Consider the following 15,560-nt stretch of genomic DNA (forward strand, 5'->3'; position numbering starts at 1 on the left):
GCATGGATTTCCGATGCAGGATGGATTTACAGCGCGCTTCATAGAACTGGCCGCGCATCTTGGCCTCAACTATGACTTTCTGAACAGCGGTTACGAGGTTCAGATCTGGCTCGACGGCATGAAGATGACGTTGATCCTCGTCGCCGTCACTTTGCCGCTAAGCCTCATCTTCGGCTTCATTTTCGCGGCCATGCTGACATCGGGCAAGGTCTGGCTCGCCGGCCCCGTGCGCGCCTATGTGGAACTGACGCGCAACACGCCGACGCTGGTGCAGCTGATGTGCGGTTTCCTCGTGCTCAACATGCTGATTTCCAATGCGCTGGGCGGCGCGCAGAACAACCCGCTGACGCCCTTCTTCTGGGTCGTCGCCATCACCGGCCTGCATATCGCCGCCTTCCATGCGGAGGCCTTGCGCGGCGGTATCGAGGCGGTGCCGGCCACCACCATCGAGGCGGCGCGCGCGATCGGTTTCAGCTCCTTCGAGATTTTACGTTATGTGGAATTTCCGCTGGCCATCCGCACGGCGCTGCCCTCCATCATCAACAACCTCGTCAATCTGGTGAAGCTCACCACGGTTGGTTCGGCAATTGCGGTGGGTGAAATCACCTATGCCTCGATCCTGATCTGGACGCAGCGCGACAATGTGGTCGAGCTGATGATCGTCATCCTGATCTTCTTCAGCGTCATCAATTTTATCGTCGCAAGGGCCGGTCTCTGGCTTGAACGGCGTCTTGCGGTTCCGGGGTTCGGTCAATGAGTGCGGTGGTTTCTCCAACACAGGCGGTAAAGAAGCCGCCCTTCGGCACCATTCTGCTGCTCGGCGTGCTGATATCAGTCATTTCGTGGCTGATCCTCGATCCTTCGCTCGGTCAGGTGCTTCTGCAATGGCTACCCTATCTTGCCAAAGGTTTTGCCATGAATGTGCTGATCAGCATCCTTGCGATCGCCATCGGCACCTTCATCGGCGTCCTCCTCGGCATCATGGAGCTTGCGCCCTACCGCCTCGTGCGGGCGCCGGCGCTCACCTATGTGCAGGTCTTCCGTAACGCCCCGCATCTGGTGCTGATCTTCGCCGCGACCTACATCTTCCCCTTCGAGATCGTCGCCTTCGGCAACTACATTCCCTTCCCGGACTGGATCAAGGCCGTCGTCGGTCTCGCCATTCCGGCCAGCGCCCATATCGCCGAAATCACCCGCGGCGCCATCCAGTCGATTCCGACGGCGCAATGGGAAGCGGCGCAGGGGCTGGGTTTTTCGCGCAACCAGACACTGCGCTGGATCATCCTGCCGCAATGCGTGAAGCGCTCGCTGCCGCCATGGATGAACCTCTATGCGTCGATCACCATGGGCACGGCGCTTGCCTCGCTGGTCGGTGTGCATGAGCTTCTGCACGCCGCGACGGACGCGAGCACCGCCGTGCAGCGCAACGATTTCACCGTCGTGGTCTATCTCACCGTTCTGATGGCGTTCTTCCTGTTCTGCTATCCCGTCTCCCGTTTCACGCAGCGCCTCGAGCGGCGCTTCGCTTCCCGCTGATTGGAACAAGCCATGTCCGCACCCGCACCACAAACCGCCGCAAAAGCCCTGGTCGAACTGGAAGGCATACACCTGTCCTTCGGTGACAATCAGGTCCTGAAGGGCATCGACCTCACGGTGAACAAGGGCGACGCCGTCTCCATCATCGGCCCTTCCGGCTCCGGCAAATCCACCATCCTGCGCTGCATCAACGGCCTTCTCATTCCGCAATCGGGCAAGATCACCGTTGGCGGCACGCGAGTAGACCAGCTGAAAACCGAGGCGGAGCGCATTGCGCTGCGCAAGCGCATCGGCATCGTGTTCCAGCAGTTCAACCTCTTCCCGCATTTGACGGTGATGGAAAACATCACCATCGCGCCGATCAAGATTCTCGGCACGCCGAAGGCGGAGGCCGAACGCCATGCCCGCGAATTGCTGGAGAAAGTGCGTCTTTCCCAGAAGGTCGATGCCTATCCCGGCCAGCTTTCCGGCGGCCAGCAGCAGCGCGTGGCGATTGCCCGCGCTCTCGCCATGCGGCCGGAACTGGTTTTGTTCGATGAGGTCACCTCCGCACTCGACCCCGAAACCGTGGGCGAAGTGCTCGCCGTCATCCGCGATCTCGTCAATGACGGGATGACCAGCATTCTCGTCACGCATGAAATGCGTTTTGCCGAAGAAATCAGCGACAATATCGTCTTCACCGAAAACGGCCTGATCGTCGATCAGGGCACGCCGGAGCACATCTTCTACAAGTCGACCAATCCGCGCATCAACGCCTTCGTCAAGGGTCTCGGTGGGCAGGTGGCACGGGTGAATGACGGCGAAGGGATCTGATGCCATGACCGCCGACGAAAAGCTCACCCTTCATCTTGCCGAAGCGATTGCCGCCTCCGATCCCCTGCGTGACGAGGAGGCGGTGGCCATCGCCCGCACGGCGCTGATCGATTTTTTCGCCTGTGTGCTGGGCGGCGCTGCCGACAGAAGCACGAAAATCCTGATCGACAGCTTTACACCCGGCACGTCAGGCACGGCGGGCATTATCGGCCACGATCTGCGCACGGATGCCTTCACCGCCGCCCTCATCAACGGTCACGCCGGGCATGTGCTTGATTATGACGATGTTCACGGCAGCGTACGCGGCCACCCGACTGTCGCCATCATTCCCGCTTTGCTGGCTATCGCGGTCGAAGAGAGCTCCACGGCGGACGCCTTCATCGCCGCCTATATCGTCGGGCTGGAAACCATGGCGCGTCTCGGCCTCTCGCTCGGCACCAAACATTACGAAAACGGCTTCCACGCCACCGCCACTCTCGGCCCCATCGGTGCCGCGGCGGCGATTGCCCATCTCCTGAAATTCGATCCGCAGACAACGGCCGTTGCGCTCGGCCTCGCTGCCACGCAATCGGCCGGGCTTCGCCTGCAATTCGGTTATGACGCCAAGCCGCTGCATGCGGGGCTTGCCACGCGTGCCGGCCTTACCGCCGCGCGGCTGGCGCGATCGGGCTTTCAGGGCGCGCCGGATTTTCTGGAAAACCCCATCGGTTTTTATTCCGCCTACGCCTTCGGCGCCGAGCAACCGAAACGTGTTCTCTCCGGCTGGGGCGCACCCTGGCAGATCGTCTCGCCCGGCCTCACCCTCAAGGCCTTTCCCTGCTGCACCGCCAGCCATCCCGTTGCCGTCGGCGCGCTGGCGCTGCGCAACAGCAATGATCTGACGCCGGACGAGATCGAAACGGTCACCATCACCTTCCCGCCCGGCGGCGACGCCGCGCTCGTCGGCCCCGCGACGCCCACGACGGGCATCGACGCCCGCTTCAGCGCCGAATATGTCTTCGCCGCAGCGCTGACGGATGGAGCGCTTGGTATCGGCCATTTCGACGAACGCCCGACGCGCGCTGACCTGCTTGCCCTTTCCGCCAGAGTCTCACGCCGGCATGACGAAACCGCCCGCCGCCTCTCGCCCGATCCGACCACCCGGTTCGTGGTCATCGACGTGACGAAGAAGGACGGCACGATGCTGTCGCGCCGTGTCGAGGGGCTTCCTGGCATCGATGACCCGACCGAAAAATTTGCCGACGCGACCGGCGGCAATGAGAAATTCTCCGGTATTCCGGCACTGGTGCGGTCCATGAAGACCGCAGCCGACCTCAGGAAGCTCGAAACGCTTCTGGTATCGCAAATATAACTCGACCGACATGAAGGCATGATCCCCATGACCACCACGACACGCAAAAGACAGATGCATCTCGGCCTTTTCCTGCAGGGCGCCGGGCACCACGTTTCCGGCTGGCGTCACCCCGATGCCGAAGCCGGCAGCGAGAATTTCGATCTGCTCACCCGTGTTACGAAAATGGCCGAAGCGGCGAAGTTCGACATGGTATTCCTCGCCGACGGCCTGACCAGCGGCGTCGACGCCCACCCCTCGATGATAGCCCGTTTCGAGCCGCTGACCCTGCTGGCAGCCCTTGCCATGGTCACCGATAAGATCGGGCTGGCCGCCACCGCCTCCACAACCTATGGCGAGCCCTACCACACCGCCCGCGCCTTCGCTTCCATCGATCATCTGAGCCACGGCCGCGCGGCGTGGAACATCGTCACCACCTCCTATGCCCGCACGGCGGCGAATTTTTCCAAGGACCATCCCGAGCATGACGAACGTTATGCGGTGGCGGAAGAATATGTGAATGTCGTTCGCGGCCTGTGGGACAGCTGGGATGACGACGCCTTCGTCAAGGACAAGCAGGCGGGCCGTTATGTCGATCCGGAAAAGGTCCATATCCTCAACCACGAGGGCAAATATTTCACGGTCAAGGGACCGCTCAATATTCCGCGCTCGCCGCAGGGCCATCCGGTTCTCATCCAGGCCGGCTCTTCCGGGCCGGGGCAGGATCTCGCCGCCCGCACCGCCGACATCGTCTTCACCGCCCAGCAGGCGATTTCCGAAGCGCAGGCCTTCTATACCAGTCTCAAGGCGCGCGTGGAGAAATTCGGCCGCGATCCGGCCAGCGTCGCCGTGATGCCCGGCTTCATGCCGATCATCGGCAGGAGCTTTGAAGAGGCTGGCGAAAAGCTGAAGGAACTGAACCGCTGGACCGATATCAAGAGCGCAATGCCGCTGCTTGAAGAACGCATCGGCCACAGCCTTGCCGATTACGATCTTGACGGCCCGCTGCCGGACCTGCCGATTTCCGACCAGTTGCGCAGCCGCGCTGAACTTCTGACCGAACTTGCACGCCGCGAAAAGCTGACGATCCGGGAGCTGGCACTGCGCGTTGCGGCAGGCCGCGGCCACCATATCGTCATGGGCACGGCCAAAGACGTGGCCGACCGCATGCAACAATGGTTCGAAAACGGCGCGGCCGACGGCTTCAACGTCATGCCGCCCTTCTTCCCCGGCGGGCTGGAGGAATTCAATCGCGAGGTCGTTCCGCTGCTGCAGGAACGCGGCCTGTTCCGCAGGGACTACGAAGGCTCGACACTGCGCGACCATCTCGGTATCGAACGGCCGCCATTGCGCGGATGACGGAATGCGGATGCCTGATCAAAAGGGGCATCCGCATCAGAAGTTCATTCAACGCGCCAATGCGCTTGCTGCAATGACTGGACTTTAAGCAGACATCCGGCGTCATCCCCGGATCGAGGCCGAAGAATGATGGGGGAGAGGTTTGACTACCTCTCCCGCTATCCGAGGGGACGTAAGCCCGCCCTTTACGCAGCCGCTCGCCTCGCCGGCTGATCGCGCCGGCTGGCATTCGAAAAATCCGACGGCATGGACGATCCGTCTTCACGCTGAACCGTGCGGCGGTTCAGTTTGAACAGGCTGACGAGTTGTGCGAGCACATCGGCGCCCTGCGCCAGCGTGGTGCTTATCACGGTGGTACGGGCACTCATGGAAGCGTTCTCCTGCGTCATCTGGTCAAGCCGGTTAACCGCCCGATTGATTTCGCCTATGCCGATTGCCTGCTCATCGGCTGCCTTCGCGATCATATCGACATTGCCGTCGATGTGCCTTACCAGCGCGTCGATCTGCTTCAGCGCCTCGCCGGTCTCACCCACCAGCCTTACACCTTCAAGAACCTCGGTGCCGGAATTGTTGATAAGCGCCTTGATTTCCTTCGCAGCGTTGGCGGAGCGTTGCGCAAGTTCGCGCACTTCCTGCGCCACGACGGCAAAGCCCTTGCCGGCTTCACCCGCACGCGCGGCTTCCACGCCGGCATTCAACGCCAGAAGGTTGGTCTGGAAGGCAATCTCGTCGATAACACCGATGATCTGGCTGATTTCGCGCGATGCCGTCTCGATACGCTGCATGGCATTGACGGTCCGCTCAACCACTTCGGTCGATGCCGCCGTCGATGTCCTTGCGCTCTGAACGAGCTTGCGCGTCTCCCTGGTATTTTCGGTCGATGAGCGAACGGTGGCTGTAATCTGTTCAAGCGCCGCCGAGGTTTCTTCCAGCGCCACCGCCTGCTCGCGCGAGCGTTCGGCGAGATTGACGGAGGCTTCACTGACTTCCTGGCTGCTCTTGGTCAGGTCATCCGTCTGACCAAGAACATTCTCCAGCGTCTTCTGGAATTCCGCGATGGACTTATTGAAGTCGCGACGCAGCCTTTCGAATTCGCCCACGAATGGTTTGTCCAGCGTGACACGGATATTGCATTGTGAAAGCCGCTCGAGGGCAGCACCAAGCTCTTCAACCGCATGCATGCGGTCGGTCACGTCGAAAGCGAATTTCACGACCTTGAAGACACGGCCCCGGTCATCGAGGATCGGATTGTAGGACGCCTGAATGAAAACGCGTTTGCCATCCTTGCCAAGCCGCATAAACTGTCCGGATGAAAAGCTGCCCGTGCGAAGCTCATCCCAGAAGCTGCGATAGTCCTGAGACTGTGCATAGGCCGGCTCGCAGAACATCGAATGATGTTTACCGATAATTTCTTCCGCCGTGTAACCCAGCGCGCCAAGGAAATTTTCATTGGCACCAAGGATTTTTCCGTCGGGCGTAAATTCAATCATGGCCTGCGCCCGGGAAAGCGCCGCCAGCTTGCCGTCATCCTCGGCGCTCTTGCGCTTGATTACAGTAATGTCGGTCGCGATCTTGACGACCTTGTAAGGTTTGCCGAAACGAAAAACCGGATTGTAGGAGGCCTCGATCCAGATTTCGTCGCCGTTTTTCGCCCGCCGCCGGTACTGGCCCTGATCATATTCACCGCGCGAAAGCTTCGCCCAGAAAACCTTGTATTCCGGGGAGGCCGCATCGTCGGGAGACAGGAACATGCTGTGGGAACGCCCGACGATTTCAGATTGCTGATAGCCGATCGCATTGCAGAAATTATCGTTCGCCTTCAAAATCTTGCCGGTAAGATCAAATTCGATGATGGCTTGGGAGCGGCTCAAGGCGTCAAGCACCGCAGATGCATCCAGACCAAATTTGGAAAAGTGAGACATGCCTTTAAACCCCCAGCGATGACCAATATACGGACCTCCTTCACCTCTCGAACAGAAAAGACAAAAAGGGTCGGTCCGCCTGCGGGTGAAACTAGCCGGACACCGTTAAATAGCCATTAATGATGACCCATAACTACTTGCATGGCGACAGGATTGGCAGGCAAAAATACTTGAAGGCTGCGCCATTTTTCACCGCATTATCTCGAGATGGGAACCGCTTATTTGCCACACTGCTGATATTTCTGCGGCCGCGGCGCAATGCGGCCTTTCATCGGAACGGCATTCATTGTTATGGCGGGCCTGAAAGATTTGTGTTGCAGGAGCGCCGATGACCAAAACCCTGAAATGCGACGTGCTGGTAATCGGCAGCGGCATTATCGGTTCCATGGCGGCGCTTTACCTGCAAAATGCCGGGCGCGATGTCGTTCTTCTGGAGCGCGGCGAAGTTGCCCGCGGTGCGAGCGCTGGCAACGCCGGCATCCTGGCCTTTCCCGAAATCATTCCCATTCCCGCTCCCGGCATCATGAAAAAGGCGCCGCGCTGGCTTTTCGACCCGCTCGGCCCACTCAGCGTGCCGCCCGCTTATGCAGCAAAGATTGCGCCCTGGCTGTGGCGTTTCTGGCGCGCCAGCGCCGAGCGCAACTTCCGCCACGGGCTGAAGGCGCTTGGTGACATCAACCGGCTGGCGGCGACGGAAATGGCCCATGTCACCGCCATGCCCGAGCTCTCGTCCTTCGTCTCAAAAACCGGCGCGCTCGATCTTTACGACAGCGAAACAAGCTTTAATGCCGCCCGCAAGGAGTGGAGTGAAAAGGAGCAAGCCGGATTCTCCTTTCAGCGTGTCGGCCGTGACGAGATCGAGGCGCTGCAACCGGGTCTTGCACCGCAGTTCCGTCACGCCATGTTTTCGCCGGACGGCCTGCAGGTCTCCGATCCCTACGCTTTCACCCGTGCCATTTTTGACCTGGTGATTGCCCGGGGGGCGAGCCTGCGCAAGGGCGAAGCCGAACGCATCGACGCCGTCGGCGAAAGCACGATCGTAACGCTGGAAAACGGTGACAAGATCGATGCCGACAGGGTGGTGATCGCCTGCGGTGCATGGTCGAAGAAACTGGCCGCGGCGCTTGGCAATATTGTACCCCTGGAAACGGAGCGCGGCTATAACACCACCCTGCCCGCTGGCGCCTTCAACGTTACACGGCAACTTTACTTCAACGACCACGGTTTCACCGTAACCCCGCTATCCTCCGGCATCCGCATCGGCGGCTCTGTCGAACTTGGCGGTCTGGAATTGAAGCCCAATTTCAAACGATCCGACGCCATGCTGAAAAAGGCGGGACGTTTTCTGCCGGGCCTCAAGGTGGAAGGCGGCCGGCAATGGATGGGGTTCCGCCCGTCAATGCCGGACTGTCTTCCCGTCATAGGTACGGCGCGCGCCACGCCCTCCGTCATCTATGCTTTCGGTCACGGCCATCTGGGACTGACACAATCTGCAGCCACCGCCCGCCTCGTGACACAGCTCGCAACCGGGGAGGATACATCGATCTCGGTCGATCCGTTCCGGCCGGGGCGTTTTTCCTGAATATGCGGCAGGCCGGTTGATGCCGGCCATCGTGTTTCCGGTTCGAAAGGACGTTTGGCTTATTTCACCGGCTGCATGGAATCTTCCGGAAATTCCACGTCGGCAAAGGCCGGATAGACCTTTCGCAGGGTCGCCACCTGTTGCTGGTCACTGACACGCAGCAAGTACCAGTCCGTACCATCGATCAGCGCCAGCGTGTGGGATTTCGCCTCGATTGTCTGGCCCCCGGTTTCCATCACCGTTTTTGTCGGAACAAGTGCATAGGGCGTTCCATCAGGCGTTTGCCCGACACGGATCGCCCGCGTATCCATGGTGAACTCGGTTATCTTGACCGCCGCCAGCGCCATCTGCATCTGCGCCGTCAGGGCGCTGCGCAATTGCTCCACGGTAATACCCGCGTCGCTTGCAATGAACTCGAAGATTTTCGGCGGTACCGTCCTGGAGACGGTCTCGAAATCCTGCTGGTTCAGCGCCGCGCTGAACCGCTCGATCTGCGTCTTGAGCTTGTCCTGCTCGGACGGCAATAAATCACGAGACCAGGCGGGATGTGAAATCACCGCCAGCAGGAACAGACAGGATAACAGGCGGTTCATGGCTTTACCTTTTGGCATTGGCCGGCATCGCCCCGTTCCCGCAGGATCGCTCAGCGCAGCAGAAAAAATCCTGCAACCGAAAGGGCGAGGAAGACAATCAGGCCACCAAGGAAACCTGCAGAGGTGAAGAAACCGGCGACCATGGCCAGCATCAGTACACATACCAGCATGGTACCGTATTTCGTCATGGCCAGAAAAGCGTTGTAGGTCTTTTCGTGCTCGGCGTAATTCATCTCGGCGCCAACTTCGACCGGACCCGTATGGTGTTCGCTCATTCCGCTTCCCCTTTTGCTCCATCCGTCACTGCCGCTGCGCAGAACAATTTGCTCCGCGGACGATCATGGGCTTGTGCCGGATTCTCCAGAGCCAGAGGTAACATGAAGTCGCCGAAAAGTGCAATGCATTCGGAATGAAACAGCATCTGCGCGATGTTAGGACAAAGGCGCGCCGGGCAAAGCGTGCGGCTGGGCAACATTCTTTCGCAAACGGTTGAAAAGGGCGGTCGTCCGGCCTGTTTGAGAGTGGTTTCGGTTGCTTTTCGAACAGCCTGCCCATACACGGGATTCTGTGGGGAGGAACGCCGGGACCTGAATCAGCGGATACGCGTGGAGGCGCGACCGCCGCAATGCACGCCCGGCTTTGCTCTCCGCCATAAACCCGAAAAGGGCCCAATAAGGGAAGAGGGGAAAGTCATGAAATCGCTTTTGAAAATAAGTGCGCTCATAGACCTTGCGAGCGAAACTTTGGGCAAGGTCGCCGGTTATCTGGTGCTTATCTGCTGCCTCGTCAGTGCCGGCAATGCCATGGTTCGTTATGCTTTCAACTACAGCTCAAACGGCTGGCTGGAAATCCAGTGGTACATGTTCGCCTTTATCGTTCTGATCGGTGCGTCCTACACACTGCGCATGAACGAACATGTGCGGGTGGACATTATCTATGGCGCGATTTCCTCGCGCAGCCGCATCTGGGTTGACCTTATCGGAATAACGCTCTTCCTGCTGCCCGGCTGCTTTTATCTGGCCTGGCTTTCCTGGCCGATGTTCACGCTTTCCTGGTATCAGAATGAAATGTCCTCCAATGCCGGCGGTCTCATTCGCTGGCCGGTGAAACTCATCATCTTTGCCGGTTTCGCCCTTCTGGTTCTTCAGGGATTTTCTGAATTCATCAAGCGCATAGGCGCCCTCAACGGGCTTTATGCGCTGGATACGAAGTACGAAAAACCCCTGCAATGATCGCGCCGATCTGAACCTTCAGGATATTTCCCATGTTTGAATATGGTATTCTTCCGCCACTGATGTTCCTCGGCATGATCATCTTCATGCTTTACGGATTTCCGGTTGCTTTCTCGCTTGCCACCGTCGGTCTGGTTTTCGGCGTCATCGGCATCTTCACCGAGCATTTTTCGCCGGCCTTTCTTCAGGCCTTGCCGCTGCGCATCTTCGGCATCGTCTCCAACGACCTTCTGCTCGCCATTCCCTTCTTCACCTTCATGGGCGCGATCCTGGAGCGATGCGGGCTTGCGGAAGATCTGCTTGAAGGAACCGGAAAGCTATTTGGCGCCATTCCGGGTGGTCTTGCCTATGCCGTCATCATCGTCGGCGCGATCCTCGGCGCAATCACCGGCACGGTTGCGGCCTCCGTCATCACCATGGGCGTCATCTCGCTGCCGATCATGCTGAAATACGGTTATAATCCGCGGCTTGCCACCGGTGTCATCGCGGCATCGGGAACGATCACGCAGGTCATTCCGCCGTCCCTCGTCCTGATCGTTCTTGCCGACCAGCTCGGCAAATCCGTGGGCGACATGTATCTCGGCGCAATCGGCCCCTCGATCCTGCAGGTCGCCATCTTCATGCTCTTCATCCTGCTGATGTCGATCGTGCGGCCGAAGGATTTGCCGGCCCTGCCGCCGGAAGCACGGGGAGAACTCAACCGCGCGCTGGTGTTCCGCGTGCTGGCGGGCATGATCCCTTCCATCGTTCTGATCTTCCTCGTGCTCGGCACCATATTCCTCGGCCTCGCCACCCCGACAGAAGCCGGCGCGCTCGGCGTCGTCGGCGCCATAGCGCTTGCCGCCGCGCACCGACGCCTTACGTGGGATCTCGTCAAGCAGGGCATGCATTCCACCATGCACATCACCTCCATGGTGGTGTTCATTCTGGTTGGCGCCACCTGCTTTTCCCTAGTCTTTCAGGGCATGGACGGTTCGCTGTGGATCGAACACATGTTGTCGGGCATTCCGGGTGGCCCCATCGGCTTCCTGATCTTCGTCAACATCTTCATCTTCTTCCTCGCCTTCTTCCTCGATTTCTTCGAAATCGCCTTTATCGTCATTCCGATGCTGGCACCGATCGCCCAGTCGCTCGGTATCGACCTGATCTGGTTTGGCGTGCTGATCTGCATCAACATGCAGACGAGCTTCATGCACCCGCCCTTCGGTTTCGCACTGTTTTACCTGCGCTCCATCGCGCCGCGCACGGTCAAGACATCGGATATCTACATGGGCGCCATTCCATGGCTCGGCATGCAGCTCATCCTCGTCGCCATCGTGATCTTCTGGCCGGAATCCGTCACCTACTGGCTGGATAAGGCACCCGAAGTCGATCTGAACTCCATCAAGATCGAGGTGCCGGCCTTCGGTAATCAGGGTGGCAACACCATGCCCAATTTCGGCCAGCCGGGTGGATTGCCGGGCATGCCGAATCTTGGCGAGCCCCCGAAGATCGGCCCCTGATCGGCGTCTTGTAAGGACTGGGCGAAACGCTTATGATTGCGGAGTGGAAGACAGGGTTGCACCCCTGCCTTCCGTTTATTCTCTTTAGAAATGGAACCGGACAGTCACTGACCAGCCTGTCCGGTTTTTCCTAATGACGAATGCAATGCTCAGCGTTTTCCACATCGCATCACCTCCACAGTTGAGAGCAAGGCCTTTGCCGAGGTCGGCGTGGCCAATCCTCGCCGACACTCCGGCTGGTCGCGGAGCCTGCTGCTTTTGCGCCCAACGATCAGATCGTAAATCACCCTTTCTTGTCGGGCGCGTGAAGGCTTGAACGCACAACAAAAACCCCGGAGACCGAAATCCCCGGGGTCTTTGCTCGGTCCGCCGTCACCGAATAATCAGAGCTTGCCGTTGCGCTGCTGGATCATCATGAAAGTATCGAAAGTATATTCCGCCAGCTGCATCCAGAGATACCCCTCGCGCTTGAAGGCAACCTGATCCTCGTAGATCTTTTTGAAGTCCGGGTTGGTGGCCGAGATATTGGCATAAACTTCCAGCGCCGCCTTATAGCAGGCTTCGAGGATTTCCTGGCTGAACGGCCGCAATACGGCGCCCTCCGAAACTAGCTGCTTGATGGCAATCGGGTTCTTGGCGTCATATTTCGCCATCATGCTGGTATTGGCGAAAGCGCATGCATCCTGCAATGCCGTCTGATAGTTCTTCGGCAGGCTGTTCCACTTGTCCAGATTGACGAAGGAATGGATGACGGGGCCACCCTCCCAGAAGGCGGGATAGTAATAATACTTCGCCACCTTCTGGAAACCGAGCTTGTGATCGTCATAGGGGCCGACCCATTCGGCGGCATCGATGGTGCCTTTTTCCAGCGCAGGATAGATGTCACCGCCAGCGATCTGCTGCGGCACGACGCCGAGCTTTTCCACCACCTTGCCGGCCAGACCGGCAATGCGCATCTTCACACCCTTGAAATCGTCGACCGTGTTGATTTCCTTACGGAACCAGCCACCCATCTGCGCGCCGGTATTACCCGAGATCATGCCGTAAAGATTGTGCTTGGCATAGAACTCGTTGAGCAGCTTGTTGCCATTGCCCTCATAGAACCAGGAATTGGTCAGGCGGGCATTAAGGCCGAAGGGTATCGCCGTGCCGATGGCGAAGGTCGGATCCTTGCCGACATAATAATAGGAGCAGGTGTGGCACATTTCCACCGTGCCCGATGATACGGCGTCGGCCGCCTGCAGGCCGGGCACGATTTCGCCGGCAGCAAAGGGCTGAATGGTGAAATTGCCATCGGTAGCGGCCGCAACGTGCTTGGCGATATCTTCGGCGCCGCCATAGATCGTGTCCAGCGATTTCGGAAACGACGACGTCAGGCGCCAGTTGATCTTGGTATTCTGCTGTGCAATGGCGGGCGCGGCCAAGGCTGCCGTAGCAGCTCCCGCCAGCGCACCTTTTTTCATAAAGGAACGGCGATCCATCTATATCCTCCCAGATATGAACGCTGCCCGCAGCTTTGAATTCCCCTCTTTGCTGTTCAGGCATCGCAGCAAAGTAAGCACGGTTACCGCCCGGCTGACAAGCACCCGCCCCAAGAATTAATCGCGCGGAAACCGGCCTTTTGAGGAATTTTCCGGCGGTCTCCTCCGTATTTTATTTGCAACTGAAATATCACAATGCAGCCTTATACTTTAGGCGCATATATTGCCGACAGAACGCAAAAGGCGTGCTTGACTTGCCCCGCCGGCAGTCGCACAAATTTTTGGAGATTCGCCCCGGAGCCACCATGCCAAAACCGATTATCGCCGTTCCCGCCGACATCCGGCATTTCACCGGAGCCGACTGGCACGCCGCGCAGAACCAGTATCTTTCCGCCGCGCTGAAGGTGGCGGACGTCATGTCCTTCATCGTTCCGGCCTTTGAGGAAGGCAATGAGGTGGACGCCATTCTTGACCGGGTCGACGGCCTGCTCGTTTCCGGCTCGGCCACCAATGTACACCCTTCCCTCTACGGAAAAGAGGCACGGGAAAGCGACGGCCCCTTCGATCTGGCCCGTGACGCCACCAGCCTGCCGCTGATCCGCCGCGCGCTGGAACGCGGCATTCCGATGCTTGCCATCTGTCGCGGCATCCAGGAACTGAACGTGGCGCTGGGTGGCACGCTTGCTTCCGAAATTCAGGAACAGCCCGGCATATGGGACCACCGCAAGCCCGAACATGACGACCGCGACGTGGCCTTCGCCATCCGCCAGCCGGTGCATGTGCGCGAAGGCTCCTGCATTGCACAGCATCTCGGCATGTCAGGCGAAATCCAGATCAATTCGCTGCACCGGCAGGCGATTGCTGAAACAGCCCCGCGCCTGCAGGTGGAGGCGACGGCGGCGGACGGCACCATCGAGGCCGTCTCCGTCATTGACGCCAAGGGTTTCGCCGTCGGCGTGCAATGGCATCCGGAATATTGGGCCGAGACGGACGCGCCGTCTCGCGCTTTGTTCGAGGCTTTCGGCAAGGCCGTTCACGAGTATCGAAACAGCAAGGTCTGAAACCACAACCCTCCAGCGCAAGTCGGAACTCTATCGCCAGGGCATAAAAAAGGGGCAAGCCTGAAAGCTTGCCCCAAGTCCGGGAGGAGGAGTGTTTAACGCTTTGCGCGTTTCTTCTGGCGGTAAACGTCGGCGACAACAGCAGCCACGATGATGAGGCCTTTGACGATCTCCTGGTAATAGGCGTCAACCCTGAGGAATGTGAAACCGGACGTCATGACGCCGAGGATGATGGTGCCTATCACCGTTCCCGTGATGCGGCCGGCACCGCCAGCCAGCGAGGTGCCGCCGATAACGGCTGCGGCGATGGCGTCGAGTTCATACATCACGCCCATGCCGGCCTGCGCCGTCTGCGCGCGGGCAGCGGTGACGACACCGGCAAGACCCGCCAGCATGCCGGCAATGGCATAGACCTTGATAAGATGCGCCTCGATATTGATACCGGAAACACGCGCCGCCTGCTGGTTGGCGCCGATGGCATAGGTGAACTTGCCGTAACGCGTATAGCGCAACGCCACATGGAAGATGACGGCGACGACGAGGAACACCACGACCGGCCAGATGCCCGTGCCGATGAAGTTGAAACCATCGGTGAGCCCCGAAATCGGCTGACCCTTCGTGTACCATTTGGAAAGGCCGCGCGCCGTCACCATCATGCCGAGCGTTGCGATGAAGGGCGGAATTTTGGTGCGGGCGATAAGCTGCCCGTTGATGAAGCCGGCCAAAGCCCCGGCCAATATGCCAACGGCCAGCGGTATGAAGAACGGCAGATCGGTAAGGCCCGGATAGAGGGCGCGCGGCCATGTCGAGGATTGCGCCACACTTGCGGACAACATCGCCGTCAGGCCGACCACAGAACCGGAAGACAGATCGATGCCGCCGGTGATGATGACCTGCGTGACGCCAACGGCGATGATGCCGATCACCGACACCTGCAGGATCATGATCGTGAGGCGCTGCTGGTTCATCAGAAAGCTCTGGCCGATGAAAATCCAGCCGAGCAGCTCATAAACCAGCGCGATGCCGATCAGGATGAAAAATATATTGGCTTCCGGCGGAATGCGCCTGTGCGGCTTGCGTCCGGATTTTGCATCCAACTCTGCGTTGGCGGCGGCGTTCGTATTCATTACGTGTTCCTCCTCGAGAAAT

At 59.2% G+C, this 15,560-nt stretch carries 14 protein-coding genes; 9 read left to right on the forward strand and 5 right to left on the reverse strand.

Annotated elements, in window-relative coordinates:
* Positions 1-13: 13 nt before the first annotated feature.
* Genes FY152_16110 through FY152_16130 form a run of 5 tightly spaced genes read left to right on the forward strand, consistent with a single transcriptional unit; the run spans position 14 to position 5,038 of the window.
* Positions 14-757 (forward strand): amino acid ABC transporter permease, encoded by a 744-nt coding sequence (locus FY152_16110; protein ID UXS33695.1) that lies wholly within the window; start codon positions 14-16, stop codon positions 755-757.
* Positions 754-1,536: an amino acid ABC transporter permease gene (locus FY152_16115; protein ID UXS33696.1), complete on the forward strand. Its 783-nt coding sequence runs from the start codon at positions 754-756 to the stop codon at positions 1,534-1,536. Before FY152_16110 ends, FY152_16115 begins: the two co-directional genes overlap by 4 nt.
* Positions 1,537-1,548: 12 nt before the next feature.
* The gene (locus tag FY152_16120) at positions 1,549-2,349 is read left to right on the forward strand and encodes an amino acid ABC transporter ATP-binding protein (GenBank protein UXS33697.1); all 801 of its coding nucleotides are present in this window, start codon (positions 1,549-1,551) and stop codon (positions 2,347-2,349) included.
* A gap of 4 nt (positions 2,350-2,353) precedes the next feature.
* Complete coding sequence (locus tag FY152_16125) at positions 2,354-3,700, forward strand: MmgE/PrpD family protein (GenBank protein UXS33698.1); 1,347 nt, start codon at positions 2,354-2,356, stop codon at positions 3,698-3,700.
* Between the two features lie 18 nt (positions 3,701-3,718).
* A complete protein-coding gene (locus FY152_16130; protein UXS33699.1) occupies positions 3,719-5,038 on the forward strand; it encodes an LLM class flavin-dependent oxidoreductase in 1,320 nt (439 codons plus the stop codon).
* A gap of 185 nt (positions 5,039-5,223) precedes the next feature.
* Here FY152_16130 and FY152_16135 read toward each other — a convergent pair whose 3' ends face one another.
* Complete coding sequence (locus FY152_16135; protein UXS33700.1) at positions 5,224-6,960, reverse strand: PAS domain S-box protein; 1,737 nt, start codon at positions 6,958-6,960, stop codon at positions 5,224-5,226.
* A gap of 328 nt (positions 6,961-7,288) precedes the next feature.
* Here FY152_16135 and FY152_16140 point away from each other — a divergent pair, with 328 nt between their 5' ends.
* Positions 7,289-8,542, forward strand: a complete 1,254-nt coding sequence (locus tag FY152_16140; protein UXS33701.1) for an FAD-binding oxidoreductase — start codon at positions 7,289-7,291, stop codon at positions 8,540-8,542.
* Between the two features lie 59 nt (positions 8,543-8,601).
* On the opposite strand, the gene FY152_16145 is transcribed toward FY152_16140, so the two are convergent.
* The gene (locus FY152_16145; protein ID UXS33702.1) at positions 8,602-9,135 is read right to left on the reverse strand and encodes a hypothetical protein; all 534 of its coding nucleotides are present in this window, start codon (positions 9,133-9,135) and stop codon (positions 8,602-8,604) included.
* A gap of 50 nt (positions 9,136-9,185) precedes the next feature.
* On the reverse strand, positions 9,186-9,410 hold the full coding sequence (locus tag FY152_16150) for an aa3-type cytochrome c oxidase subunit IV (protein ID UXS33703.1): 225 nt from the start codon (positions 9,408-9,410) through the stop codon (positions 9,186-9,188).
* A gap of 417 nt (positions 9,411-9,827) precedes the next feature.
* On the opposite strand from FY152_16150, the gene FY152_16155 reads away from it, so the two are divergent.
* Both FY152_16155 and FY152_16160 read left to right on the forward strand, forming a co-directional pair.
* Complete coding sequence (locus tag FY152_16155) at positions 9,828-10,367, forward strand: TRAP transporter small permease subunit (protein UXS33704.1); 540 nt, start codon at positions 9,828-9,830, stop codon at positions 10,365-10,367.
* A 32-nt stretch (positions 10,368-10,399) separates the two neighbouring features.
* The gene (locus tag FY152_16160) at positions 10,400-11,869 is read left to right on the forward strand and encodes a TRAP transporter large permease subunit (protein UXS33705.1); all 1,470 of its coding nucleotides are present in this window, start codon (positions 10,400-10,402) and stop codon (positions 11,867-11,869) included.
* A 383-nt stretch (positions 11,870-12,252) separates the two neighbouring features.
* Here FY152_16160 and FY152_16165 read toward each other — a convergent pair whose 3' ends face one another.
* Positions 12,253-13,350 (reverse strand): TRAP transporter substrate-binding protein, encoded by a 1,098-nt coding sequence (locus FY152_16165; GenBank protein UXS33706.1) that lies wholly within the window; start codon positions 13,348-13,350, stop codon positions 12,253-12,255.
* Positions 13,351-13,655: 305 nt separating this feature from the next.
* Between FY152_16165 and FY152_16170 the strand changes: the two genes are divergently transcribed.
* Entirely contained in the window at positions 13,656-14,411 is a 756-nt protein-coding gene (locus FY152_16170) for a gamma-glutamyl-gamma-aminobutyrate hydrolase family protein (GenBank protein ID UXS33707.1), read from the forward strand.
* Between the two features lie 95 nt (positions 14,412-14,506).
* On the opposite strand, the gene FY152_16175 is transcribed toward FY152_16170, so the two are convergent.
* Positions 14,507-15,538: an ABC transporter permease gene (locus FY152_16175; GenBank protein UXS33708.1), complete on the reverse strand. Its 1,032-nt coding sequence runs from the start codon at positions 15,536-15,538 to the stop codon at positions 14,507-14,509.
* Between the last annotated feature and the right edge of the window lie 22 nt (positions 15,539-15,560).

It is taken from the genome of Agrobacterium tumefaciens (genome assembly GCA_025560025.1).
In the GTDB taxonomy this organism is placed as follows: domain Bacteria; phylum Pseudomonadota; class Alphaproteobacteria; order Rhizobiales; family Rhizobiaceae; genus Agrobacterium.

Bases quoted from the DNA above. Each gene is read 5' to 3' on its own strand.
- FY152_16120 (UXS33697.1), top strand. From the start codon at position 1,549: ATGTCCGCACCCGCACCACAAACCGCCGCAAAAGCCCTGGTCGAACTG.
- FY152_16130 (UXS33699.1), top strand. From the start codon at position 3,719: ATGATCCCCATGACCACCACGACACGCAAAAGACAGATGCATCTCGGC.
- FY152_16145 (UXS33702.1), bottom strand. From the start codon at position 9,135: ATGAACCGCCTGTTATCCTGTCTGTTCCTGCTGGCGGTGATTTCACAT.
- FY152_16135 (UXS33700.1), bottom strand. From the start codon at position 6,960: ATGTCTCACTTTTCCAAATTTGGTCTGGATGCATCTGCGGTGCTTGAC.
- FY152_16110 (UXS33695.1), top strand. From the start codon at position 14: ATGCAGGATGGATTTACAGCGCGCTTCATAGAACTGGCCGCGCATCTT.
- FY152_16150 (UXS33703.1), bottom strand. From the start codon at position 9,410: ATGAGCGAACACCATACGGGTCCGGTCGAAGTTGGCGCCGAGATGAAT.
- FY152_16155 (UXS33704.1), top strand. From the start codon at position 9,828: ATGAAATCGCTTTTGAAAATAAGTGCGCTCATAGACCTTGCGAGCGAA.
- FY152_16170 (UXS33707.1), top strand. From the start codon at position 13,656: ATGCCAAAACCGATTATCGCCGTTCCCGCCGACATCCGGCATTTCACC.
- FY152_16115 (UXS33696.1), top strand. From the start codon at position 754: ATGAGTGCGGTGGTTTCTCCAACACAGGCGGTAAAGAAGCCGCCCTTC.
- FY152_16165 (UXS33706.1), bottom strand. From the start codon at position 13,350: ATGGATCGCCGTTCCTTTATGAAAAAAGGTGCGCTGGCGGGAGCTGCT.
- FY152_16175 (UXS33708.1), bottom strand. From the start codon at position 15,538: ATGAATACGAACGCCGCCGCCAACGCAGAGTTGGATGCAAAATCCGGA.
- FY152_16140 (UXS33701.1), top strand. From the start codon at position 7,289: ATGACCAAAACCCTGAAATGCGACGTGCTGGTAATCGGCAGCGGCATT.
- FY152_16125 (UXS33698.1), top strand. From the start codon at position 2,354: ATGACCGCCGACGAAAAGCTCACCCTTCATCTTGCCGAAGCGATTGCC.
- FY152_16160 (UXS33705.1), top strand. From the start codon at position 10,400: ATGTTTGAATATGGTATTCTTCCGCCACTGATGTTCCTCGGCATGATC.